Here is a 22,089-nt window from a genome sequence, read left to right as displayed (position 1 = left end):
TTTTATTATGAATTAAACAGCGATTTAAGATCGTTCTTATTCAAAAATTGAAATAAGAAATCATTGCTATGTTAAATGAGCCTTTTTATAATTTGTTACCTTTCTAAGGATGCCTTGTCATTGATCCTCAAGAAAGTTTCCGAGACCGTGATGGTCTCTTTTTTTGTTGTACGGACTCCTTTATAAATGAAGCTCTTGAAGACAGTACCTGCCGCAATGATGCTGGCGGGTGGCGTGTTTGCCTCGATGTACGCAGCCGCTGACGATACCGTTTTTACTGTCATGGATGACCCATCCACTGCGCAGAAACCGTTTGAAGGTAACCTTAACGCTGGCTATCTGGCGCAATCAGGTAACACCAAAAGCTCTTCCCTGACCGCAGACACCACCATGACCTGGTACGGCAATACCACCGCCTGGTCCCTGTGGGGTAACGCTAGCAACACCTCCTCTAACGACGAGCGCTCCTCTGAGAAGTATGCAGTGGGTGGCCGTAGCCGTTACAACATGACGGATTATGACTATCTTTTCGGCCAGGCAAGCTGGCTAACTGACCGCTACAACGGCTATCGCCAGCGTGACGTCTTCACAGCAGGTTATGGTCGCCAGTTCCTGAACGGTCCCGTCCACAGTTTCCGTTTCGAATTCGGTCCTGGTGTACGTTATGACGAGTACACCGATGGTGATACCAAAACGCAGCCGCTGGGTTATGCGTCCGGTACCTACGCCTGGCAATTTACCGATAATGCTAAATTTACTCAGGGCGTTTCCGTGTTTGGTGCAGACGACACGACACTGAACTCTGAAACTGCATTGAACGTGGCGATCAATGAACACTTTGGTCTGAAAGTCGCCTACAACGTGACCTGGAACTCGGAGCCACCGGCTTCTGCGCCAGAGCACACCGATCGCAGAACGACGATCTCTTTAGGTTATAAAATGTAATATCAGCGGGCCGATATATTATCGGCCCGCATTTTTATTTTAACAAACTGTGCTATTAAATATTGAACAGCGTTTTAAATTAATACCCCAGCTGTATTCTCCATAATTTCTTCATAATTACCTTTCGAGATTAATAATCAGTTTATTTGACACGATTTGATAAATAAATTGACTATGCAAAAGTGTGATCCAGATCTACACTAACAATACAGGCGATTAATTGCCTCAAGGTGTTCTGCATTAATTCAGATAGAGAAGAATCATTATGAATAAAATCAAAACCGCTGCAGCAGCAATGGTGCTTTCCGCACTTTCATTTGGTGTATTTGCTGCTGATTCAGTAACGCAACCTGCCAGTGACACCACCAGCCAGATCGGCATTACTCGTGCCTCTGATGTAGAAGCCGGCTCTAACATCGCACCAGGCTCTCAGTCTACAGGCCAGTCAATGAATGACGCTTTCGATGTGCACAAACTGGTTGCGGGTGAGTGGTCTTAATTAGCCAATAGCCACCCCAGTGAAAAAACCGGATAATGATGTACCGGTTTTTCGCATTATAGGTAGCGTAAACTTATTTCAGAATTGATATAGTTATGTCGTACGAACGGACAGTAAAGCGTTCATCCGAATGATTGATCCGCTAATACATTTCATCTTCAGCAAAATCTACTCACCCCAAATCATCGCCGCCCAGCGTAATAACAACATGGCACCACAGATAGCGATTAACACCACCACCATTTTCCAGTGTTTTTGAGCAAAGCGTTTTGATGGCATAAACCGTTCCTTCGTCAGTTGATAATCTGAGTCTATCAAAAACGATCAGACGGCGTCACCTCGGGTTCAGAACCAGTGAAATTTATCCGCAAGGATCATCACCAGTGCTGCTGCTGAAACAAGATTCAATATCACCACTGTTCTGCTGGAAACGTTCATATCATGCCCCCGGTTGTTAGGACCTTTTCAAGATTAGCTCAGCAAAATGGGAATGCGAGCGTTGAACCGCGAAACTCATACAAAAGTATGAGAGGCATCAAACTGGTCGCAGAGGGTGCATTCACCCTTTTTTTAGTGTTACCATCGCAAGGCAGATCGTAAATCAGGCTTTGTCTGATTCGATCCTGTAGCAGACTGCGAGCCAATTTGACGATTGTTGGTCAGATGGTGTTGCAATCTATTGTTAAAATACGATTATTTTCTTTGTATATGCTCTTATGTGTGGGGCATCACTGCAAATAAGGATATAAAATGCCTGTAATTACTCTTCCTGATGGCAGCCAACGCCATTACGACCGCGCCGTTAGCCCGATGGATGTTGCCCTGGACATTGGTCCTGGCCTTGCAAAAGCCACCATCGCTGGCCGTGTAAATGGTGAACTGGTTGATGCTTCCGATCTGATTGAAAACGACGCACAGCTGTCCATCATCACCGCGAAGAACGATGAAGGTCTTGAGATCATTCGTCACTCTTGTGCGCACCTGTTAGGCCATGCCATCAAACAGCTGTGGCCAAACACCAAAATGGCGATCGGCCCGGTTATCGACAACGGCTTCTACTATGACGTTGATCTTGACCATACCCTGACCCAGGAAGATATCGACGCGCTCGAAAAACGTATGCACGAACTCGCTGAGTCGAACTACGATGTCATCAAGAAAAAAGTCAGCTGGCACGAAGCGCGTGAGACCTTTGTGAAGCGTGGCGAGAACTATAAAGTTTCGATCCTTGATGAGAATATCGCGCATGATGACAAGCCTGGCTTGTATCATCACGAAGAATATGTCGACATGTGCCGTGGACCGCACGTGCCGAATATGCGTTTCTGTCATCACTTCAAACTGATGAAAACCGCAGGCGCCTACTGGCGTGGCGACAGCAACAACAAGATGTTGCAGCGTATTTATGGTACCGCATGGGCAGATAAAAAAGCCCTGAGCGCCTACCTGCAGCGTCTGGAAGAGGCCGCGAAACGCGACCACCGTAAAATCGGTAAACAGCTCGACCTGTATCATATGCAGGAAGAGGCGCCAGGTATGGTGTTCTGGCATAACGACGGCTGGACTATCTTCCGTGAACTGGAAACTTTCGTGCGCTCCAAGCTGAAAGAGTACCAGTATCAGGAAGTGAAAGGCCCGTTCATGATGGACCGTGTGCTGTGGGAAAAAACCGGCCACTGGGACAACTACAAAGATGCGATGTTCACCACCTCTTCTGAGAACCGTGAATACTGCATCAAGCCAATGAACTGCCCTGGCCACGTTCAGATCTTTAACCAGGGTCTGAAATCTTACCGTGACCTGCCGCTGCGTATGGCGGAGTTTGGTAGCTGCCATCGTAACGAGCCATCAGGCGCGCTGCATGGTCTGATGCGTGTTCGTGGCTTTACTCAGGATGATGCGCATATTTTCTGTACTGAAAATCAGGTGCGTGATGAAGTCAACGCCTGTATTCGTATGGTCTACGATATGTATAGCACCTTTGGCTTCGAGAAAATCGTCGTCAAACTCTCAACTCGTCCAGAAAAGCGTATCGGTAGCGACGAGACCTGGGATCGTGCTGAGGCGGATCTGGCTGTTGCGCTGGAAGAAAACAATATCCCGTTTGAGTATCAGGTGGGTGAAGGCGCATTCTACGGTCCGAAAATCGAATTTACACTGTATGACTGCCTCGATCGTGCTTGGCAGTGCGGAACAGTCCAGCTGGACTTCTCTCTGCCGCAGCGTTTAAGCGCCTCTTATGTGGGCGAAGACAACGAGCGTCAGGTGCCGGTTATGATTCACCGCGCAATTCTTGGGTCTATCGAACGCTTTATCGGCATTCTGACCGAAGAATTCGCTGGCTTCTTCCCAACCTGGCTTGCGCCGGTGCAGGTCGTGGTCATGAATATCACCGATTCTCAGGCCGATTACGTTAAAGAATTGACGCAGAAACTACAAAATGCGGGCATTCGCGTAAAAGCGGACTTGAGAAATGAGAAGATTGGCTTTAAAATCCGCGAGCACACTTTACGTCGGGTCCCGTATATGTTGGTCTGTGGTGATAAAGAGGTGGAAGCAGGCAAAGTTGCCGTTCGCACCCGCCGTGGTAAAGACCTGGGGAGCCTGGACGTAAGTGAAGTGATTGAGAAGCTGCGACAAGAGATTCGCAGCCGCAGTCTTCAACAACTGGAGGAATAAGGTATTAAAGGCGGAAAACGAGTTCAAACGGCGCGCCCGAATCGTATTAACAGCGAAATTCGCGCGCAAGAAGTTCGCTTAACAGGTCTGGAAGGCGAGCAGCTTGGTATTGTGAGTCTGAGAGAAGCTCTGGAAAAAGCTGAAGAATCCGGAGTAGACTTGGTCGAAATCAGCCCTAACGCCGAGCCGCCAGTTTGTCGTATCATGGATTACGGCAAATTCCTCTATGAAAAGAGCAAGTCTTCTAAGGAACAGAAGAAAAAGCAAAAAGTTATTCAGGTTAAGGAAATTAAATTCCGACCTGGCACCGACGATGGCGATTACCAGGTAAAACTCCGCAGCCTGGTACGCTTTCTGGAAGAGGGTGATAAAGCTAAGATCACGCTGCGTTTCCGCGGTCGTGAGATGGCTCACCAGCAGATCGGTATGGAAGTGCTTAATCGCGTCCGTGACGATCTGAGTGAACTGGCAGTGGTCGAATCCTTCCCATCGAAGATCGAAGGCCGCCAGATGATCATGGTGCTCGCTCCTAAGAAGAAACAGTAAGGCCTTCAAGTAGCAATTCCTGTGGAGCCTACGGGCTTCGCAGGTTTTGTTCGCCTATGTTTCGTTTATTAACAATGCGAAGTGGAAGTTATTAAAATGCCAAAAATTAAGACCGTACGCGGTGCTGCTAAGCGCTTCAAAAAAACCGGTAAAGGTGGTTTTAAGCACAAGCACGCTAACCTGCGTCACATTCTGACTAAGAAAGCTACCAAGCGTAAACGTCACCTGCGTCCTAAAGCCATGGTTTCCAAAGGCGATCTGGGCCTGGTAATCGCGTGCCTGCCGTACGCATAAGTCGTTTAACGTTTTTTAACCTTTTTTAACTTAGAATAGATACAGGAGAGCACATATGGCTCGCGTAAAACGTGGTGTAGTTGCCCGTGCACGTCACAAGAAAATTTTGAAACAAGCTAAAGGCTACTACGGTGCGCGTTCTCGCGTATACCGCGTTGCCTTCCAGGCTGTTATCAAAGCTGGTCAGTATGCTTACCGTGACCGTCGTCAACGTAAGCGTCAGTTCCGTCAACTGTGGATTGCGCGTATCAACGCAGCAGCACGTCAGAACGGTATTTCTTACAGCAAATTCATCAACGGCCTGAAAAAAGCCTCTGTTGAAATCGACCGTAAGATCCTGGCTGACATCGCAGTATTCGACAAATTAGCGTTCACCGCTCTGGTCGAAAAAGCGAAAGCAGCACTGGCGTAAGCCAGTTGAGAGAGGGGGCTTTGCTCCCTCTTTCATTTCCACCCTATCCGGGACGATTAAAACACAAGGTAACGCAAGCATGAATGCTGCTATTTTCCGCTTCTTCTTTTACTTTAGCACCTGAATTCAGGGGGCTTGCGCGTGAAAGATGAAACGAAAAACAGCGCCAGAAAGCCTCCTGATGGAGGCTTTTTTTGTTTCTACCGCTTATGAATATCGCCACATAACGAGGAAAACCATGTCACATCTCGCAGAGCTGGTTGCCAGTGCCACGGCAGCCATTAACCAGGCGTCAGATGTTGCCGCTTTAGACAATGTCCGCGTCGAATATCTGGGCAAGAAAGGGCATTTGACCCTGCAAATGACCACCCTGCGTGAATTGCCGCCAGAAGAACGCCCGGCAGCGGGTGCGGTGATTAACGAAGCCAAAGAGCAGGTTCAACAGGCACTGAATGCGCGTAAATACGATTTAGAAAGCGCCGCGCTGAATGCCCGCCTGGCCGAAGAGACCATCGACGTTTCTCTGCCTGGTCGTCGTATTGAAAACGGCGGTCTGCATCCGGTCACGCGCACCATCGACCGCATTGAAAGTTTCTTCGGTGAGCTCGGCTTTACCGTGGCGACTGGCCCGGAAATCGAAGATGACTATCATAACTTCGATGCCCTGAACATTCCTGGCCATCATCCGGCACGCGCTGACCACGACACTTTCTGGTTTGACGCGACGCGTCTGCTGCGTACCCAGACCTCTGGCGTGCAGATCCGCACCATGAAAGAACAAGAGCCGCCGATCCGCATTATCGCGCCGGGCCGTGTGTATCGTAACGACTACGACCAGACGCATACCCCGATGTTCCATCAGATGGAAGGCCTGATCGTTGATAAAAACATCAACTTCACCAACCTGAAAGGTACGCTGCACGACTTCCTGAACAACTTCTTTGAAGAAGATCTGCAGGTTCGTTTCCGTCCGTCCTACTTCCCGTTCACCGAACCGTCTGCGGAAGTGGACGTCATGGGCAAAAACGGTAAATGGCTCGAAGTGCTTGGCTGCGGCATGGTGCATCCAAACGTTCTGCGTAACGTCGGTATCGATCCAGAAGTCTATTCCGGCTTTGCCTTTGGTATGGGTATGGAGCGTCTGACTATGCTGCGTTATGGCGTGACCGATTTGCGCGCATTCTTCGAAAACGATCTGCGTTTCCTCAAACAGTTTAAATAAGGGCAGGACAGAACAATGAAATTCAGTGAACTGTGGTTACGCGAATGGGTGAATACCGCTCTCGATAGCGAAGCGCTCTCTAACCAAATTACTATGGCAGGCCTGGAAGTGGATGGCGTTGAGCCTGTTTCCGGTGCGTTTAATGGTGTGGTTGTTGGTGAAGTCGTCGAGTGCGGCCAGCACCCGAACGCAGACAAACTGCGTGTCACAAAAGTGAACGTTGGCGGCGAACGCCTGCTGGATATCGTCTGTGGTGCGCCTAACTGCCGCCAGGGTCTGAAAGTGGCCGTTGCCACGGTCGGCGCGGTATTGCCGGGCGATTTCAAAATTAAAGCGGCGAAACTGCGCGGCGAGCCGTCAGAAGGTATGCTGTGCTCGTTCTCTGAGCTGGGTATTTCCGATGACCATAACGGCATCATCGAACTGCCTGCTGATGCGCCAATCGGGACTGACATCCGCGAATACCTGAAGCTCGATGACAACACCATCGAAATCAGCGTCACACCAAACCGTGCCGATTGTTTAGGTATCATCGGTGTAGCGCGCGACGTAGCGGTGCTGAACCAGGTCGAACTTAACGCACCGGAGATCGTACCGGTTGCGGCAACTATCAGCGACACGCTGCCGATTCAGGTTGAAGCCGCTGATGCCTGCCCACGCTACCTTGGTCGTGTGGTGAAAGGCATCAACGTTAAAGCGCCAACCCCGCTGTGGTTGAAAGAAAAACTGCGTCGTTGCGGGATTCGTTCTATCGATGCGGTTGTCGACGTGACCAACTACGTGCTGCTCGAACTGGGTCAGCCGATGCACGCATTCGATAAAGATCGTATCGAAGGCGGGATCGTGGTGCGTATGGCGAAAGAGGGTGAAACCCTGGTTCTGCTCGACGGCAGCGAAGCTAAACTTAACGCCGATACGCTGGTTATTGCTGACCACTCTAAAGCGCTGGCAATGGGCGGCATATTCGGTGGTGAGCACTCCGGTGTTAACGACGATACACAAAATGTCCTGCTGGAATGTGCGTTCTTCAGCCCGCTGTCTATTACCGGTCGCGCGCGCCGTCACGGTCTGCACACCGATGCCTCTCATCGCTACGAGCGCGGCGTGGATCCTGCATTGCAGTACAAAGCCATGGAACGCGCAACTCGTCTGCTGATTGATATCTGCGGCGGTGAAGCAGGCCCGGTGATTGATGTCACCCATGAAGCGTCTCTTCCTAAGCGCGCGACCATTACTTTGCGTCGCAGTAAGCTGGACCGTCTGATCGGTCATCACATTGCCGATGCACAGGTGAGCGATATCCTGCGTCGTCTGGGCTGTGAAGTCACCGAGGGTCAGGACCAGTGGCAGGCCGTTGCGCCAAGCTGGCGTTTCGATATGGAAATCGAAGAAGATCTGGTGGAAGAAGTGGCCCGTGTTTACGGCTACGACAACATTCCTAATGAGCCTGTTCAGGCCGGTTTGGTGATGGGCTCCCACCGCGAAGCCAACCTGTCTCTGAAGCGTGTGAAAACCATGCTCAACGACAAAGGCTATCAGGAAGTGATCACCTACAGTTTCGTGGATCCGAAATTGCAGCAGTTGATCCACCCTGGTCAGGAAGCGTTGATTCTGCCAAGCCCAATTTCCAGCGAAATGTCCGCGATGCGACTTTCTCTGTGGACCGGTCTGCTCGGCACCATCGTATACAACCAGAACCGCCAGCAGAGCCGCGTACGTATTTTCGAAACCGGTCTGCGCTTTGTGCCTGATACCCAGGCAAATCTGGGTATCCGTCAGGATCTGATGCTGGCAGGTGCCATCTGTGGCAACCGCTATGAAGAACACTGGGATCTGACCAAAAACAGCGTGGATTACTATGATGTGAAAGGCGATCTGGAGTCAGTTCTCGAACTGACCGGTAAACTTTCTGAAATTGAATTCCGCGCAGAAGCGATTCCAGCCCTGCATCCGGGCCAAAGTGCAGCCATTTATTTACACGGTGAACGCGTTGGTTTCGTTGGTGTTGTTCATCCTGAGCTGGAACGCAAGCTGGATCTGAACGGCCGCACAATGGTGTTTGAACTGGAGTGGAACAAGGTCGCAGACCGCGTGGTTCCTCAGGCTCAGGACGTTTCTCGCTTCCCGGCGAACCGTCGCGATATCGCCGTTGTGGTAGCTGAAAACGTTCCCGCAGCAGATATTTTGGCCGAATGTAAGAAAGTTGGCGTAAATCAGGTAGTTGGCGTAAACTTATTTGACGTGTACCGCGGCAAGGGCGTAGCAGAAGGTTCTAAGAGCCTCGCTATTAGCCTTATCCTTCAGGATACCAGCCGTACACTCGAAGAAGAGGAGATTGCCGCTACCGTTGCCAGATGTGTAGAGGCATTAAAAGAGCGATTCCAGGCCTCATTGAGGGATTGAACCTATGGCGCTTACAAAAGCTGAAATGTCAGAATATCTGTTTGATAAGCTTGGGCTTAGCAAACGGGATGCCAAAGAGCTGGTAGAGCTGTTTTTCGAAGAGATCCGTCGTGCTCTGGAAAACGGTGAACAGGTAAAACTCTCCGGTTTTGGCAATTTTGATTTGCGAGACAAAAACCAACGTCCGGGCCGAAACCCGAAGACGGGGGAAGATATTCCCATTACAGCCCGCCGCGTGGTGACCTTCAGACCCGGTCAGAAGTTAAAAAGCCGTGTCGAAAACGCAACGCCCAAAGCAGAGTAATATGAACTAACCAAAAAGGCCGCATTCGCGGCCTTTTTTCTTTGCGCGAAGGCACACCCACCGTAAAATCAATAGCATCACTCATATGAAAACAGACCCCATGCTTGATTTTGCTCGTCAACAACACCGTTCCGACCTGCGCTGGATGCTGGTGCTTCTGGCATTGCTGGCCGCCGTTTTTACGGTGAGCCTCTGCGCCGGCGAGCAGTGGATCGGACCCGAAAGCTGGATGAGCGAGCAGGGCAAACTGTTTGTCTGGCAAATTCGTTTGCCGCGCACCGTGGCGGTTTTGCTGGTCGGCGCATCGCTGGCCCTGTGCGGCACTATCATGCAGGCGTTATTTGAGAACCCGCTGGCAGAGCCGGGGCTGCTCGGCGTCTCCAATGGCGCGGGCGTCGGCTTGATCGCGGCGTTGATGCTGGGTGGTGGAACGCTGTCTGGCTGGAGCATTAGCCTTAGTGCCATCGCCGGTGCACTGCTGATCACCGTCATTTTACTGCGTTTCGCCCGGCGGCACCTATCGACCAGCCGCCTGCTACTGGCAGGCGTTGCGCTGGGGATTATCTGTAGCGCGCTGATGACCTGGGCGGTCTACTTCTCAACATCCTTCGATTTACGCCAGCTGATGTACTGGATGATGGGCGGTTTTGGCGGCGTCGACTGGCGACAGGGCTGGCTAATGGCGCTGCTGATTCCAGTCATTCTGTGGGCTTCTTTGCAGTCCAAACCACTCAACATGCTGGCGCTGGGGGAGATATCTGCCCGCCAGCTGGGCCTGCCGATCGGCCTGTGGCGCAATGTGCTGGTGGTGGCTATCGGCTGGATGGTCGGTGTCAGCGTTGCTCTGGCAGGGGCTATAGGCTTTATCGGCCTGGTCATTCCGCATATGCTGCGTCTTGGCGGAATCACCAACCATCGTACGTTATTGCCCGCAGCCGCTATTACAGGTGCGGCAACGCTGCTGATTGCCGATATTATCGCTCGTCTGGCGATGAGTGCCGCTGAACTCCCGATCGGTGTTGTGACTGCCACGCTGGGCGCGCCGGTGTTTATCTGGCTACTATTAAAGGCCGGACGTTAGATCCGCCCATCCGTAAGACAAACTAAGGGGACGCTATGCAGTACGATATTCTGAATACCGAAGTGACGACCATTGATGGCAAGAACACGACGCTGGAAGGCTATCACGGCAAAGTTCTGCTGGTGGTCAACGTAGCCTCAAAATGTGGCCTGACGCCGCAGTACGAACAGCTGGAGAACATCCAGAAAGCCTGGGAAAAGGACGGCTTCGTGGTCCTCGGGTTCCCGTGCAACCAGTTCCTTGGGCAGGAGCCTGGTAGCGAAGAGGAGATCAAAACGTTTTGCAGCACCACTTACGGTGTAACGTTCCCGATGTTCAGTAAAATCGATGTGAACGGTGAAAACCGCCATCCGTTATATGAAAAACTGACCGCCGCTGCACCGACCGCCGTCGCGCCGGAAGGCAGTGGTTTCTACGAGCGTATGGCGAGTAAAGGGCGTGCGCCTTTGTATCCGGACGACATTCTATGGAACTTTGAAAAATTCCTGATTGGTCGCGACGGACAAGTCGTTCAGCGCTTCTCCCCGGATATGACGCCGGAAGATCCGATCGTCATGGAGTCCATTAAGCTGGCGCTGGCGAAGTAATGAATCGGCTGATGCAGCTCGCAGGCGTGGCGGAAAAGGGCAGGCTGGAACCGGTGAATGCTGACGTCCACGCAGGGGAGATTGTACACCTCGTGGGTCCGAACGGTGCCGGGAAAAGCACGTTGCTCGCCCGAATGGCTGGGCTGACGTCAGGCGAGGGCGAGATCGTTTTACAGGGGCATTCCCTTCATGAATGGTCGCCTGTATCGCTGGCACACCGTCGCAGCTATCTGGTGCAACAGCAAACGCCGCCTTTCGCCATGCCCGTCTGGCACTATCTGGCGCTGCATCAGCATGATAAAACGCAAACCGCGCTGCTTGATGAGGTGACGGCTGCACTAGGGCTGGAAGATAAACTCCAGCGCAATGCAAATCAGCTGTCGGGCGGTGAATGGCAGCGCGTGCGGCTCGCGGCGGTGATTCTGCAAATTCATCCAGCAGGAAACCCCCACGGTTGCCTGCTGTTATTGGATGAACCGATGAGCAGTCTGGACATCGCCCAGCAGGCGGCGCTGGATACGCTTTTAAGCCAGCTTTCCGGCAGGGGCATCGCGGTGGTGATGAGCAGTCATGACTTAAACCACACGCTGCGTCACGCGCATCGCGTATGGCTACTGGCGCGTGGCAAACTGCTCGCCAGCGGCCCGCGTGATAATGTCCTTACGCCGCCCAATCTTGCGAATGCTTACGGTATGCCTTTCCGGCAGCTGGATATTGAAGGCCACCGAATGCTGATTTCTACCGCTCAGGAATAACCCTTTCTTGCAAGGTAGTAAGGCAACAGGCTAAATTACACAAAGGACAAAAAAAGCAGAGGAATCGTCTGGAAATGCGCTTCTGGTTTCTACTCGTGGGCATATTATTACTTGCAGGATGCAGCAGCCATCGTGCGCCACCCCCTAATCCACGGTTATCGGATTCCATAACGGTGATCGCCAATCTCAACGAACAGTTGCAAAACTGGCGCGGGACGCCCTATCGCTATGGTGGCATGAGCCGCGGAGGCGTTGATTGCTCGGGCTTTGTGCTGATGACGATGCGCGATAAATTCGATCTACAGCTCCCGCGAGACACCCGCACACAGGCGAAGATTGGCACAGAAATAGATAAAGATGATTTATTGCCTGGCGACCTGGTATTCTTTAAAACCGGTTCGGGTGAAAGCGGTCTGCATGTTGGCATATATGATACCGACAACCAGTTTATCCATGCCTCGACCAGTCGCGGGGTGATGAGGTCTTCCTTAGATAACGTTTACTGGCGCAAAAACTTCTGGCAGGCCCGACGTATTTAGTCATCTTCATTTCTTTCTTGAGCGCGATTTAGGTTAAGTCGCGCTTATTTTGACGCTATGCGGTTTGCGATACATTAAGTAACATTTATTTATTCTGTAACTGTCTGTTTTCACTGATACTGGATATTATCAGATATCCAGGATAAGATTATTTTTAGATTGAGGGATAAATCTAAAAAAATAAAAGGACCGAATGAAATTAATCCTAATAAAATCAATAAAGTTGAATTGTTTTAGCCATTGCGCCAGGATGCAAGAAATCCTCTTTAACGCGGGGCCGGCGCTATGATTGTCACCCTGAATAATCCTTATCAGTCTGAACTGTTATTACTTCCAGCGCGTAATTTAGCGGGAGAGCTACAAGGGTTAGAAGTTTTAACTAACTTCGTTGGTGTGGGGGCTGACGTGCGCATTCCCACCGAGCTGGTGGCGCCGCATCTCACAGCAGAAGAAGAGTTAATCCTGTTTCAGGAAAAACTCGCTCTGATCGATTCCTGCAAACTTTTTTTTGTTCAGCACCAGCTTATTGCATGGATAAATATTACGCCTGTCATTGGTGAGTTTCTTTTAACTGACACAAATGCCGCGTCAATATTAGATCGTTACCCGTTTATTGAGTTCACTGTTAATGAGAATTATCCCGGTTTAAATAACGGTAAGGATGATCTCATGCTGGCGAGAATGGCGATCCATTTCCCAATGGTGCTGGCAGACTACGGTGCCGGCGCGGCGTCGAATAAAGCTGTTTTTGACGGTTTGTTTACCCGGATTGTGTTCGATAAAGGTTTTATCCAGCAGCGAGTCGTCGAGTTTTCTTTCGAGCCTTTTATGCGCGCAATTCTCGCGCAAATCTCACCATATTGCCTGTCGGTTATGGTGGCAGGCGTAGATGATGAAGACATTTTGCGCCGGATGCTGCCCTTCAGCTTTAGCGCCATGCAGGGCAACCTGTGGGCCGCTGTCACCGCCGAGCAAGTAACTACGCTGGTTCAGCGATAACCCTGGTATTCGCCCGTGTTTAAGCATGGGTAAACCCTCTACACTAAGGACAGGAGGACCTATGACCCTGTCTTTTACTGCTCACTGGCACGATGAACTGCCGGGCTTTTACACCGCACTCAACCCGACACCGCTGACCAATGCCCGTTTGATTTGGCATAACGCGAGTCTGGCAAACGATTTAGGCGTTCCCTCGTCACTCTTCCAGCCAGCCTCTGGCGCTGGGGTCTGGGGCGGCGAAACGCTGCTTCCCGGCATGAAGCCACTGGCGCAGGTCTACAGCGGCCACCAGTTTGGCGTCTGGGCCGGACAGCTCGGTGACGGGCGTGGCATTCTGCTCGGGGAACAACAGCTCGCGAATGGGCAAACCGTCGACTGGCACCTGAAAGGTGCCGGTTTAACGCCGTACTCCCGCATGGGTGACGGACGCGCGGTGCTGCGCTCAACAATCCGTGAAAGTCTGGCCTCAGAAGCGATGCACGCCCTGGGTATCCCCACGACGCGCGCGTTATCGATTGTGACCAGCGATACCCAGATTGCCCGCGAAACCTATGAGCCGGGCGCGATGCTGATGCGTATCGCCCAAAGCCACGTGCGTTTTGGTCACTTTGAGCACTTCTACTATCGTCGCGAACCGGAAAAAGTGCGCCAGCTGGCCGATTTTGTTATCCGCCACCACTGGCCGCAGTGGGCCGAAGATGCGGATAAATACGTCCTGTGGTTCCGTGATGTTGTGACACGCACCGCCTCGCTGATGGCCTGCTGGCAAACCGTCGGGTTCGCTCACGGGGTCATGAACACGGACAACATGTCCATTTTGGGGCTGACGATGGACTACGGTCCGTACGGTTTTCTCGATGACTATCAGCCGGACTTAATCTGTAATCATTCGGATCACCAGGGGCGTTACAGCTTTGAAAACCAGCCAGCGGTTGGGCTGTGGAATTTACAGCGTCTTGCTCAATCGCTCTCGCCGTTTATCGACGTTGACGCCCTGAACGATGCGCTGGATCTTTATCAGGACGTACTGCTGCAGGAATACGGCAAGCTGATGCGCCGCAAGCTCGGGCTGGTGACGCAAGAGAAAGGCGATAACGAGATTCTGAATGCGCTGTTTGCACTGATGGCCCGCGAAGGTAGCGACTACACCCGCACCTTCCGCATGCTGAGTCAGACGGAACAGCACAGTGCCGCCTCGCCACTGCGCGATGAGTTTATCGACAGAGCGGCATTTGACAGTTGGTTCGTCACTTACCGCGAGCGTTTGCAGAGGGAAACAGTTCAGGATGACGCTCGTCAGGCGCAAATGAAAGCTGTTAACCCGGCGATGGTTCTGCGCAACTGGCTGGCGCAACGCGCAATTGAACAGGCAGAGCAGGGGGATTATGCAGAATTGCATCGTCTGCATGAAGCCTTGAGCACACCGTTTGCCGATCGCAGCGATGATTATGCCAGCCGCCCACCAGACTGGGGCAAGCGGCTGGAAGTGAGTTGTTCAAGCTAAGGGGCGAGAAACACCTGCGGAGTGGCATGCGCCGGATGCTGGCCAACGTGCACCTGAGCGCCATACCAGCGGGCCAAATCGTCGGCCCGCAGCACGCTTTCCGGCGAACCCTGTGACACAATTTGTCCTTCGTGCAATAACACAATTCGGTCTGCCCACAGGGCGGCCAGATTGAGATCGTGAAGGACAACGCAAACGTGAAGATTTCCCTGCACGGTTAGGGATTTCATCAGCCGCAGCAAATGCTGCTGGTGGTAAAGATCCAGTGCCGACGTCGGTTCATCGAGAAACAGCCAGCCGCGCGGTGCGCCGTCACACCACAGCTGCGCCAGCGCGCGGGCAAGCTGAACGCGCTGTTGTTCACCGCCCGACAGAGCCGCATATTTTCGTCCCGCCAGCGGCAGACAGCCGGTCAGCTGCATCACCTGATGGATGACAGACGCTTCCGGCTGCTGAGTCCAGGGCGCGCGTCCCATACCGATCACCGCTTCAATCGGCCAGTCGAATCCCAGCTGAGTTTGCTGGCGCATGACCGCGCGATGACGGGACAGTGTCTGCGTGCTCCAGGCGTCCAGCGCTTTTCCACCCAGCATAATGTGCCCGGAGCCAGGTTTGAGAAAACCGGTCAGCAGGCGCAGTAACGTTGATTTCCCCGCGCCGTTAGGCCCGATCAGCGCCACAAGTTCGCCCTGTTCCAGCGAGAGCGAGACATCGTGGATCACGGTCTTTTCTGCTGTGCCGTAGGTCAGTCTTTGTGCGTTAAAGTGTTCAGACATGCTGTCCTCCGCGACGGAAAATGAGCCACAGGAACCACGGCGCACCAAGCAGACTGGTCAGCAAGCCAACCGGCATTTCCGCCGGGGACACCACCGTTCGGGCGATAGTGTCGGCAATCAGCAGTAAAAAGGCACCCGACAGAACCGAGCCAGGGATCACCGCGCGGTGGTCCGAACCCAGCCACATGCGCATCAGGTGCGGAACCACCAGACCGATAAAGCCAATCACGCCGCTCACGGCAACCGCCGAGGCGACCAGCAGCGCGCTGCAAAGCAGTAAAATACGCTGCACGATGCGAACATCGACGCCCAGGTAGTGCGCTTCTTCATCGCCGAGTTGCAGCAGATTCAGTGCGCTCGCCAGCCGCCAGATAATGAGCACCGTCGGAATCATTAGCGAGGTCGCGGCCAGCAGCGTCGACCACTGAGCCGCTCCCAGACTGCCCATACCCCACAGCGACAGCTGACGCAGCTGGGCATCATTACTCACCCACGACAGCACGCCCACCGCCGCACCGCAAAGTGCGTTAATGGCAATGCCGACCAACAGTAGTCGCGACAGAGAGCTGTCACGCTGTTGGCTGAGCAGGAAAATCACCAGCGTCGCCGCCAGTGCGCCAATAAACGCTGCCAGCATCGGGGCATAAAGCATCAGCAGGGCAGGCAGGGTAATAGGCAATACCACCCACAGCGCCACGGCGCAGGCGGCACCGCTACTGATCCCCAGCAGTCCAGGATCGGCAAGCGGATTACGAAACAGGCCCTGCATCACACAGCCCGCCAGCGCCAGCGACCCACCAATCACCAGCGCCAGCAGCACGCGCGGCAGGCGAATGGTAAACCAGATCTGGCGCAGCGCGTCGTCGGAGTCATTCCACAGCAGATTGACCGGAAGGCGCAACGCGCCAACACCGGTCGCCAGTAGCGTCATTAGCACCAGCGTGAAAGCCAGCGTCCACAGAGAGAACGTGATCCGCCGGGGCATCAGGGCAGTTGCTCCGCTTTGTCGCGCAATTGCTGAATCGCCTGCGGCGTGCGCACGCTAAAACCGAGCAGCGCCATATCGTCAATCTGCAATACCTGCTTATTCTTACCCGCAGGCGTTTGCGCCAGACCTGGCAGCTTCCACAGATTCTCTTCCCCGCCCATCGCTTTTACGCCGTCCTGCGAAATCACCACCAGATCGGGCTGGCTGGCAATCACGCCTTCCTGCGAAAGCGCCTGATATCGGGAAAAACCCTGCATCGCGTTTTGCAAACCGGCGGCGCTGATCGCCGCATCCGCTCCGGTTTGCTGCCCGGCCGCCATAGCGCTCATTCCGCCGTGGTTGAGGATGAACAGTACCCGTTTATTAAGCGGAGTTGAGGGCAGTGCCGCCAGCGCCTCACGCACGCTTTTGCGCAACGCTTCGCCTTGCTCAACGCGATGAGTCGCCTCGGCGATAACGCGGATCTTCTCGTCAATGACGCTCAGATCGTTGCTACCCGGCACGCTCAGTACTTTAACTTTGCTCTGCTCGACCTGTTTGAGTACCAGCGACGACTGCGCCTGTACGCTCGCCAGCACCAGCGTCGGGCGCATCGCCAGAATGCCCTCGGCATTGAGCTGACGCAAATAGCCGACATCTGGCAGGGCAGTCGCCTGCTTTGGCCACAGGCTGGTGCTGTCGCGGGCGATGAGAGAAGACTCCGCGCCCAGGGCATAGACAATCTCCGTCACATCGCCGCCGAGAGAAACGATCTTCTCCTGGGTCGCTGCGAAGGCCGTCAGCGGCAGCGCGACAATCAGGGCAAGCAGTTTTCTCATGCGGCCAGCCCTTTTGGCGTCAGGGCGTCGATCTGCGCGCGCCACTGAGTCTGTTCCGGCTGGCCTTCGGTGCGCTGGCCGTACAGCTGCGCGATCTGTGTGCCGTCCGCGGCAAACAGCTCAAGGCTGGTCACATGGCCGTCGGCGGTCGGTTTACGCGTCACCCAGGTCTCAGCGATAGTCTCTTCCAGCAAATGCAGGGTAAAGGTCGGGTTGAAAATGTTCAGCCAGCCTTTCATTGGCACCAGTTTTTTCACCGCACCGGTGAAGATCTGCACGCAGCCTCGGTTGCCGACGAAGACCATGATCTCGTTGCCATCCTGACGTGCGGTTTCCAGCAGCTGCGCCAAGGCGCTGTTGTCCACTTTGCAGGCCAGATCGTCACCCACCAGGCGGAACGCCTGTTGACGGCTCAAATTGTGGCGTTTCAGCAGGCTGAAGAACTGATGCACGTCGGTCATCGCACGCCATTCGCTATCCACGGTTTTACCGTCAACGTCAGAGGAGTGAACCACGGCTTCGGCGGCTTTCAGCTCCAGCGGCGGATTATCGGCAAAGATAAAGCGTGTCAGGACATCACCCCACGCGGAGACGTCGGTATTGTCGGTGGTGTAAACTTTCAGCAGCGCATCACCCTGATGGTCAAAGAATTGAATGCTCTGACGCTCACCACGCGCGGTGGCTTCGCTGATGTGGAACACGCTGGCCCACTGGTTCAGGAACAGGCGCAAATCCAGCGCGCCGGGGTTCAATACCAGCCCGGCGTGGCCGTTCAGGTGTTGGTTAGTAAAGGCACCGACCTGCTCATGCACCGCGTATTCGTTGCGACAGATGCACTTGGTTTCGCCGACCGCTTCCAGAGCGGTGAGGATCTCACGGATTTCCCCGTGCAGACGCCAGGCGTCATGGCCCACGCGTGCGGAGGTCAGTCCGGCTTCGCTGATGTTCATCATGGCGGCGATGTCACGCGCGTATTTGCCAGGGTTTTGTTCTTTTAGCTCATTCCAGCGTGTGTAGTGATTCATTGTCTCTTCCTTCCAGATAAGCGCCCCGGCGAGCCGGGGCAAGGTGATTACCACTGATAACTGACGAAAATCTTGCCGTTGCGTCCATCCTGCGGGATGCCCTGCGGGGACCAGTACTCTTTGTCAAAGGCGTTGCCAAGCACCAGGGTGGTAGTGACGCCTTTCAGCTGTTCCTGGCCCTGATAACTGACGTAGAAATCATTCACTGCGTAGCCCGGCTGCTTGCTGTAGCTGCTGCTGATGTGGGTCGAACGATCGACGAAGGTGCCAATCCAGCCCACGGAGAAGCCGCTTTGCGCCACCGGGACGTTCAGTTTGCTGGTCACGGTGTCCGGGTTGATGCTGGAGATGTACTCGCCGGTGTCGGTATCTTTGCCACGCGTGCGGTTGTAGGCCATATCCAGGCTGAACAGGTCAGCGGAGTATTTCGCCATCACGTCCCAGCCCCAAATTTTGGCATTCGGTACGTTATAGGACATGGTCGTCGCGGCGGCAAAGTCGACGGTGGTGGAAATGTAATCTTTCGCTTTGGTGTCGAAGTAGCTGGCTTTGAACTCCAGCTCGTCGTTGGCAAGCATCAAATCGTCAAAGCGCAGACCAAAGCCGTACTCCTGCGTTTCGTTGGTTTCCGGACGCAGATTCGGGTTTGGCACCCAGTAGTTAGTGTAGAAATTGCCGATGGAAAAGTGTTTGGAATCGTTATACATCTCGCCCATCGTTGGCGCACGGAACGCCTGCGCATAGGAACCGAACAGCATCAGCCAGTCGGCTGGCGTCACGGTCAGGCCCGCGCGGGAGGACCATTTGTCCGCATCCACATCTTCGTATCCGTCGCTGCTGCCACGGTAGTTGTCATAGCGCGTGCCGCCCAAAAGGGTGACCGGCAGGTCGCGCAGGGTGATTTCGTCCTGCAGCCAGCCGGAGCTGAAATCGATTTTGGCGTCCGGGAAGCCGGTGGTGGAGCCGCCCGGATTTTGCTCCTGACGATAATATTCACCGCCGTAGGTCAGCAGATGAGAGGCAAAGGAGTCGGTGAACAGGCGCGTGCGGTTCTCCACTTTCCCGCCTTTGGTGGTCTGCTTGCGGAACTCGGCGGTGCGGTCGACGTTCTGGGCGTTAATACGCGCTTCGGACCAGTACAGCTTAGTACTGGCGTTCAGCCAGTCATTACCTTCCGGCGCAATGTTGTAAGAGAGTTGTGCATCGCGCTGGATGGTGGAACGATCTGTCATCGGGTTGCTGCTGTCGGTCGCATCAATGGTTTGCGGGTTTTTCGGTTCCTGTGCGGCGTTGTTGTAATAGCGCAGGGAACCGCCCAGGGTCTGAGCGCTGTCGATTTTCCAGCTGCCTTTCGCCAGCATGTTGTTGATGGATTCGTCGTTAGGCGCGGTGGTGCCGTCGCTCTGGCGCAAATCCCCGCGATCGCGGCTGGACCAGGCCACGACGCCGTCCAGCGTATCGGTGCGACCAAACGCGCTCGCGCCCATGCCAATGCTGTGATCGCCGGTCGCGCCAGTGCCGAACACGCGGAAGCCGCTGTTCTTACCGGCATCCAGCAGATCTTTCGCATCCACCGTGTCATAAGAAATCACACCGCCCATTGCGCCGCTGCCGTACAGCAGGGCTGACGGGCCGCGTACCACTTCGATACGTTTGATCAGCGCGGGGTCGAGGAAGGTACTGTTCAGGTGGCCGGTATCGGTGCCCTGGCGCACGCCATCCACCAGAATCAGTACGCCACGGCGGTCATACCCGCGCAGATTGACGTCCTGGCCGTTAGTGCGACCGGTACCGTCTAGCGTAATGCCCGGCACGTTGCGCAGCAGATCGGCGGCGGAGCTGGCGGTTTGTTTTTCAGGGGCGGTGGCGTCGATCACGCTCACCATCATCGGCGCTTCAAAGGCGCTGCGGGCGTTGCCCGTGGCGGTGACGGTGATGTCTTCTGAGGCCGCAGTGGCCCCTATCGCCGCGCCCGGCAGGGCACTGACAACAGCCAGCGCCAGCAGTGATGGGCGCAAAGACGCGAAATGCAGGTATGGCATAGCAACTCTCCATTTGGAAATCGAAAGCGCTGGCTGCCTGGGGATCACCTGGGTGGCTGGCGAATTTTATCGGTATTGTTTATTTAGTGAGAATCAGTTTTCCGGCATGGGTCTGGCGCAGCAGGTAGTGCTGGCCGTCATGCTCAATAATGACCCGGCCCTCATCGCCGAGCAGCGTTTTGCTGTCAATGCGACGTTCAGTGGGAGCAGGTTTTGGCTGTGTGCGGTCTTGTTCGAGCGTTGCCGTGCTGTTATTGATGCGTGACATAGTGTTTAAAAATAACAATCAATGTAACAATGATAATCATTATCAACAAAGTGAAATTTTACGGCAAGCGTTTTTGTGAAAAATTTGTGACGAGATCAATTTCCGTGAATTTTCAGAAGGTTTTGTAGGTCGGGTAAGCGAAGCGCCACCCGACGCAGGCGGCAGGATTTTGTAGGCTGGAGGCTCAGGGAACAGGGTTTTGTAGGTCGGGTAAGCGTAGCGCCACCCGACACACAGGGGCAGGGGATTAGAACCGGGTCCCCACCGCCGCCGCCAGTTTTTCCAGCAGCAACTCACTATCTTCCCAGCTCAGACACGGATCGGTAATTGACTGACCATACGTAATCGGCTGTCCGGCGACCACTTTCTGCGTGCCTTCTTTCAGGAAGCTCTCCGCCATGATTCCGGCGACTGCCGTTGAACCACTGCGGATCTGCTGGCAAATCTCATCGCACACGTCCAGCTGACGGCGGTGCTGTTTCTGGCAGTTACCGTGGCTGAAATCGACCACCAGATGTTCCGGCAGATCAAACTCGTGCAGCGTATCGCACGCCGACGCAATATCTTCTGCGTGGTAGTTCGGCTTTTTACCGCCGCGCATAATGATATGCCCGTAAGGGTTGCCGCTGGTCTGGTAGATGGTCATCTGGCCGTTTTTATCCGGCGAGAGGAACATATGGCTGGCGCGCGAGGCGCGAATTGCATCCACCGCAATGTGCGTATTTCCGTCGGTACCATTCTTAAAGCCAACTGGACACGAGAGCGCAGAGGCCATCTCGCGGTGGATCTGGCTTTCAGTTGTACGTGCACCGATTGCCCCCCAACTGATGAGATCGGCGATAAACTGCCCGGTCACCATATCGAGAAACTCGGTGGCGGTCGGCACGCCCAGCTCGTTAACCTGCAGGAGCAGTTTGCGCGCCAGCTCAATACCGTGGTTCACACGGTAGCTGCCGTTGAGGTCAGGATCGGAGATAAGTCCTTTCCAGCCCACCACGGTACGCGGCTTTTCAAAATAGGTGCGCATCACGATTTCAAGGCGATCCTGATGTTTATCACGCAGCACTTTCAGGCGCTGCGCGTAATCCATTGCGGCATCGAGATCGTGAATAGAGCAGGGGCCAATAATCACCAGTAAACGGCGATCTTCACCGTTAAGGATTTTTTCAATGCGTCGACGTGACGCTGTCACGTGTTCCGCAACGCTTGCAGAGACCGGGTGGCGCAGCGCCAGTTCGGCGGGGGTCACCAGACTTTCGATACGCGCAGTGCGAAGTTCGTCAGTTTTGTTCATGGAAGTTCTCAGAATTTTTTGCTTCATCGGCAGACTACCGGGAAGTGATGGGCATCACCTTAAACCAATCCCTGCTGATTTCAAGTTCGGGGCAAACCCGCCCCGAGAG

Annotated in this window: 25 protein-coding genes and 1 other annotated feature; of the genes, 16 read left to right on the top strand and 9 right to left on the bottom strand. The window is 54.0% G+C overall.

Translation table 11 applies throughout. The features are described from left to right. Nucleotides 1–186 precede the first annotated feature (186 nt). Complete coding sequence (locus JBO43_RS09110; RefSeq protein ID WP_095281716.1) at nucleotides 187–945, top strand: DUF481 domain-containing protein; 759 nt, start codon at nucleotides 187–189, stop codon at nucleotides 943–945. Nucleotides 946–1,210: 265 nt separating this feature from the next. Continuing rightward, nucleotides 1,211–1,444, top strand: a complete 234-nt coding sequence (locus JBO43_RS09105) for a YdgH/BhsA/McbA family protein (protein WP_095281717.1) — start codon at nucleotides 1,211–1,213, stop codon at nucleotides 1,442–1,444. Nucleotides 1,445–1,612: 168 nt separating this feature from the next. On the opposite strand, the gene yniD is transcribed toward JBO43_RS09105, so the two are convergent. Both yniD and yncL read right to left on the bottom strand, forming a co-directional pair. Then, the gene (gene yniD / locus JBO43_RS09100; RefSeq protein ID WP_095281718.1) at nucleotides 1,613–1,723 is read right to left on the bottom strand and encodes a small membrane protein YniD; all 111 of its coding nucleotides are present in this window, start codon (nucleotides 1,721–1,723) and stop codon (nucleotides 1,613–1,615) included. Between the two features lie 66 nt (nucleotides 1,724–1,789). Further along, nucleotides 1,790–1,882, bottom strand: a complete 93-nt coding sequence (yncL, locus tag JBO43_RS09095; RefSeq protein ID WP_095281719.1) for a stress response membrane protein YncL — start codon at nucleotides 1,880–1,882, stop codon at nucleotides 1,790–1,792. Nucleotides 1,883–2,194: 312 nt separating this feature from the next. Between yncL and thrS the strand changes: the two genes are divergently transcribed. The 14 genes from thrS (at nucleotide 2,195) to selO (ending at nucleotide 14,769) form a co-directional block, all read left to right on the top strand. Further along, complete coding sequence (gene thrS, locus JBO43_RS09090) at nucleotides 2,195–4,123, top strand: threonine--tRNA ligase (protein ID WP_095281720.1); 1,929 nt, start codon at nucleotides 2,195–2,197, stop codon at nucleotides 4,121–4,123. Nucleotides 4,124–4,126: 3 nt separating this feature from the next. Continuing rightward, nucleotides 4,127–4,669 carry a translation initiation factor IF-3 gene (gene infC / locus JBO43_RS09085; protein ID WP_071818735.1) on the top strand — a complete coding sequence of 181 codons (543 nt, stop codon included), beginning with the start codon at nucleotides 4,127–4,129 and terminating at the stop codon, nucleotides 4,667–4,669. Between the two features lie 96 nt (nucleotides 4,670–4,765). Continuing rightward, the gene (gene rpmI, locus JBO43_RS09080) at nucleotides 4,766–4,963 is read left to right on the top strand and encodes a 50S ribosomal protein L35 (protein ID WP_001124225.1); all 198 of its coding nucleotides are present in this window, start codon (nucleotides 4,766–4,768) and stop codon (nucleotides 4,961–4,963) included. Between the two features lie 55 nt (nucleotides 4,964–5,018). Then, on the top strand, nucleotides 5,019–5,375 hold the full coding sequence (gene rplT / locus JBO43_RS09075; RefSeq protein WP_012017122.1) for a 50S ribosomal protein L20: 357 nt from the start codon (nucleotides 5,019–5,021) through the stop codon (nucleotides 5,373–5,375). A gap of 74 nt (nucleotides 5,376–5,449) precedes the next feature. Then, nucleotides 5,450–5,573, top strand: a sequence feature (Phe leader region). Continuing rightward, nucleotides 5,455–5,499, top strand: coding sequence for a pheST operon leader peptide PheM (gene pheM / locus JBO43_RS09070; RefSeq protein WP_001386830.1), 45 nt, complete (start codon nucleotides 5,455–5,457; stop codon nucleotides 5,497–5,499). It overlaps the preceding feature by 45 nt. Nucleotides 5,574–5,613: 40 nt before the next feature. Then, on the top strand, nucleotides 5,614–6,597 hold the full coding sequence (gene pheS, locus JBO43_RS09065) for a phenylalanine--tRNA ligase subunit alpha (protein ID WP_095281722.1): 984 nt from the start codon (nucleotides 5,614–5,616) through the stop codon (nucleotides 6,595–6,597). Nucleotides 6,598–6,612: 15 nt separating this feature from the next. Next, entirely contained in the window at nucleotides 6,613–9,000 is a 2,388-nt protein-coding gene (pheT, locus tag JBO43_RS09060) for a phenylalanine--tRNA ligase subunit beta (RefSeq protein WP_202674150.1), read from the top strand. Nucleotides 9,001–9,004: 4 nt separating this feature from the next. Further along, nucleotides 9,005–9,304: an integration host factor subunit alpha gene (gene ihfA, locus JBO43_RS09055; protein WP_003857805.1), complete on the top strand. Its 300-nt coding sequence runs from the start codon at nucleotides 9,005–9,007 to the stop codon at nucleotides 9,302–9,304. Nucleotides 9,305–9,404: 100 nt separating this feature from the next. After that, nucleotides 9,405–10,385 carry a vitamin B12 ABC transporter permease BtuC gene (gene btuC / locus JBO43_RS09050; RefSeq protein WP_202674286.1) on the top strand — a complete coding sequence of 327 codons (981 nt, stop codon included), beginning with the start codon at nucleotides 9,405–9,407 and terminating at the stop codon, nucleotides 10,383–10,385. A 35-nt stretch (nucleotides 10,386–10,420) separates the two neighbouring features. Then, the gene (locus tag JBO43_RS09045; RefSeq protein WP_095281725.1) at nucleotides 10,421–10,972 is read left to right on the top strand and encodes a glutathione peroxidase; all 552 of its coding nucleotides are present in this window, start codon (nucleotides 10,421–10,423) and stop codon (nucleotides 10,970–10,972) included. Next, nucleotides 10,972–11,727, top strand: a complete 756-nt coding sequence (btuD, locus tag JBO43_RS09040; RefSeq protein ID WP_202674149.1) for a vitamin B12 ABC transporter ATP-binding protein BtuD — start codon at nucleotides 10,972–10,974, stop codon at nucleotides 11,725–11,727. Before JBO43_RS09045 ends, btuD begins: the two co-directional genes overlap by 1 nt. A gap of 74 nt (nucleotides 11,728–11,801) precedes the next feature. Continuing rightward, nucleotides 11,802–12,266, top strand: a complete 465-nt coding sequence (locus tag JBO43_RS09035) for a C40 family peptidase (protein ID WP_095281727.1) — start codon at nucleotides 11,802–11,804, stop codon at nucleotides 12,264–12,266. 285 nt (nucleotides 12,267–12,551) lie between these two features. Further along, complete coding sequence (locus JBO43_RS09030; RefSeq protein WP_202674148.1) at nucleotides 12,552–13,265, top strand: EAL domain-containing protein; 714 nt, start codon at nucleotides 12,552–12,554, stop codon at nucleotides 13,263–13,265. A 61-nt stretch (nucleotides 13,266–13,326) separates the two neighbouring features. Next, nucleotides 13,327–14,769, top strand: a complete 1,443-nt coding sequence (gene selO / locus JBO43_RS09025; protein ID WP_202674147.1) for a protein adenylyltransferase SelO — start codon at nucleotides 13,327–13,329, stop codon at nucleotides 14,767–14,769. Here the strand turns inward: selO and JBO43_RS09020 are convergent. From JBO43_RS09020 to aroH, 7 genes are all read right to left on the bottom strand, one after another. Then, nucleotides 14,766–15,545 (bottom strand): heme ABC transporter ATP-binding protein, encoded by a 780-nt coding sequence (locus JBO43_RS09020; protein WP_202674146.1) that lies wholly within the window; start codon nucleotides 15,543–15,545, stop codon nucleotides 14,766–14,768. The two genes, selO and JBO43_RS09020, sit on opposite strands and share 4 nt — an antisense overlap. Further along, nucleotides 15,538–16,530 (bottom strand): FecCD family ABC transporter permease, encoded by a 993-nt coding sequence (locus JBO43_RS09015; RefSeq protein WP_202674145.1) that lies wholly within the window; start codon nucleotides 16,528–16,530, stop codon nucleotides 15,538–15,540. Before JBO43_RS09015 ends, JBO43_RS09020 begins: the two co-directional genes overlap by 8 nt. Further along, nucleotides 16,530–17,351, bottom strand: a complete 822-nt coding sequence (locus JBO43_RS09010; protein WP_202674144.1) for a heme/hemin ABC transporter substrate-binding protein — start codon at nucleotides 17,349–17,351, stop codon at nucleotides 16,530–16,532. The genes JBO43_RS09015 and JBO43_RS09010 overlap by 1 nt, the downstream gene beginning before the upstream one ends. Next, nucleotides 17,348–18,376: a hemin-degrading factor gene (gene chuS, locus JBO43_RS09005; protein WP_202674143.1), complete on the bottom strand. Its 1,029-nt coding sequence runs from the start codon at nucleotides 18,374–18,376 to the stop codon at nucleotides 17,348–17,350. Before chuS ends, JBO43_RS09010 begins: the two co-directional genes overlap by 4 nt. 47 nt (nucleotides 18,377–18,423) lie before the next feature. Next, on the bottom strand, nucleotides 18,424–20,418 hold the full coding sequence (locus tag JBO43_RS09000; protein WP_202674142.1) for a TonB-dependent receptor, heme/hemoglobin family: 1,995 nt from the start codon (nucleotides 20,416–20,418) through the stop codon (nucleotides 18,424–18,426). Between the two features lie 79 nt (nucleotides 20,419–20,497). After that, nucleotides 20,498–20,686 (bottom strand): hemin uptake protein HemP, encoded by a 189-nt coding sequence (hemP, locus tag JBO43_RS08995; protein WP_095281735.1) that lies wholly within the window; start codon nucleotides 20,684–20,686, stop codon nucleotides 20,498–20,500. 247 nt (nucleotides 20,687–20,933) lie between these two features. Further along, nucleotides 20,934–21,980, bottom strand: a complete 1,047-nt coding sequence (aroH, locus tag JBO43_RS08990; protein ID WP_103946477.1) for a 3-deoxy-7-phosphoheptulonate synthase AroH — start codon at nucleotides 21,978–21,980, stop codon at nucleotides 20,934–20,936. Nucleotides 21,981–22,089: the final 109 nt, after the last annotated feature.

Origin of the sequence: Lelliottia jeotgali, from assembly GCF_016771845.1 — a bacterium.
Taxonomy (GTDB): Bacteria; Pseudomonadota; Gammaproteobacteria; order Enterobacterales; family Enterobacteriaceae; genus Enterobacter; species Enterobacter jeotgali.
Note: the sequence above shows the minus strand (reverse complement) of the source record. Positions and strands in the feature narration are given on the sequence as shown.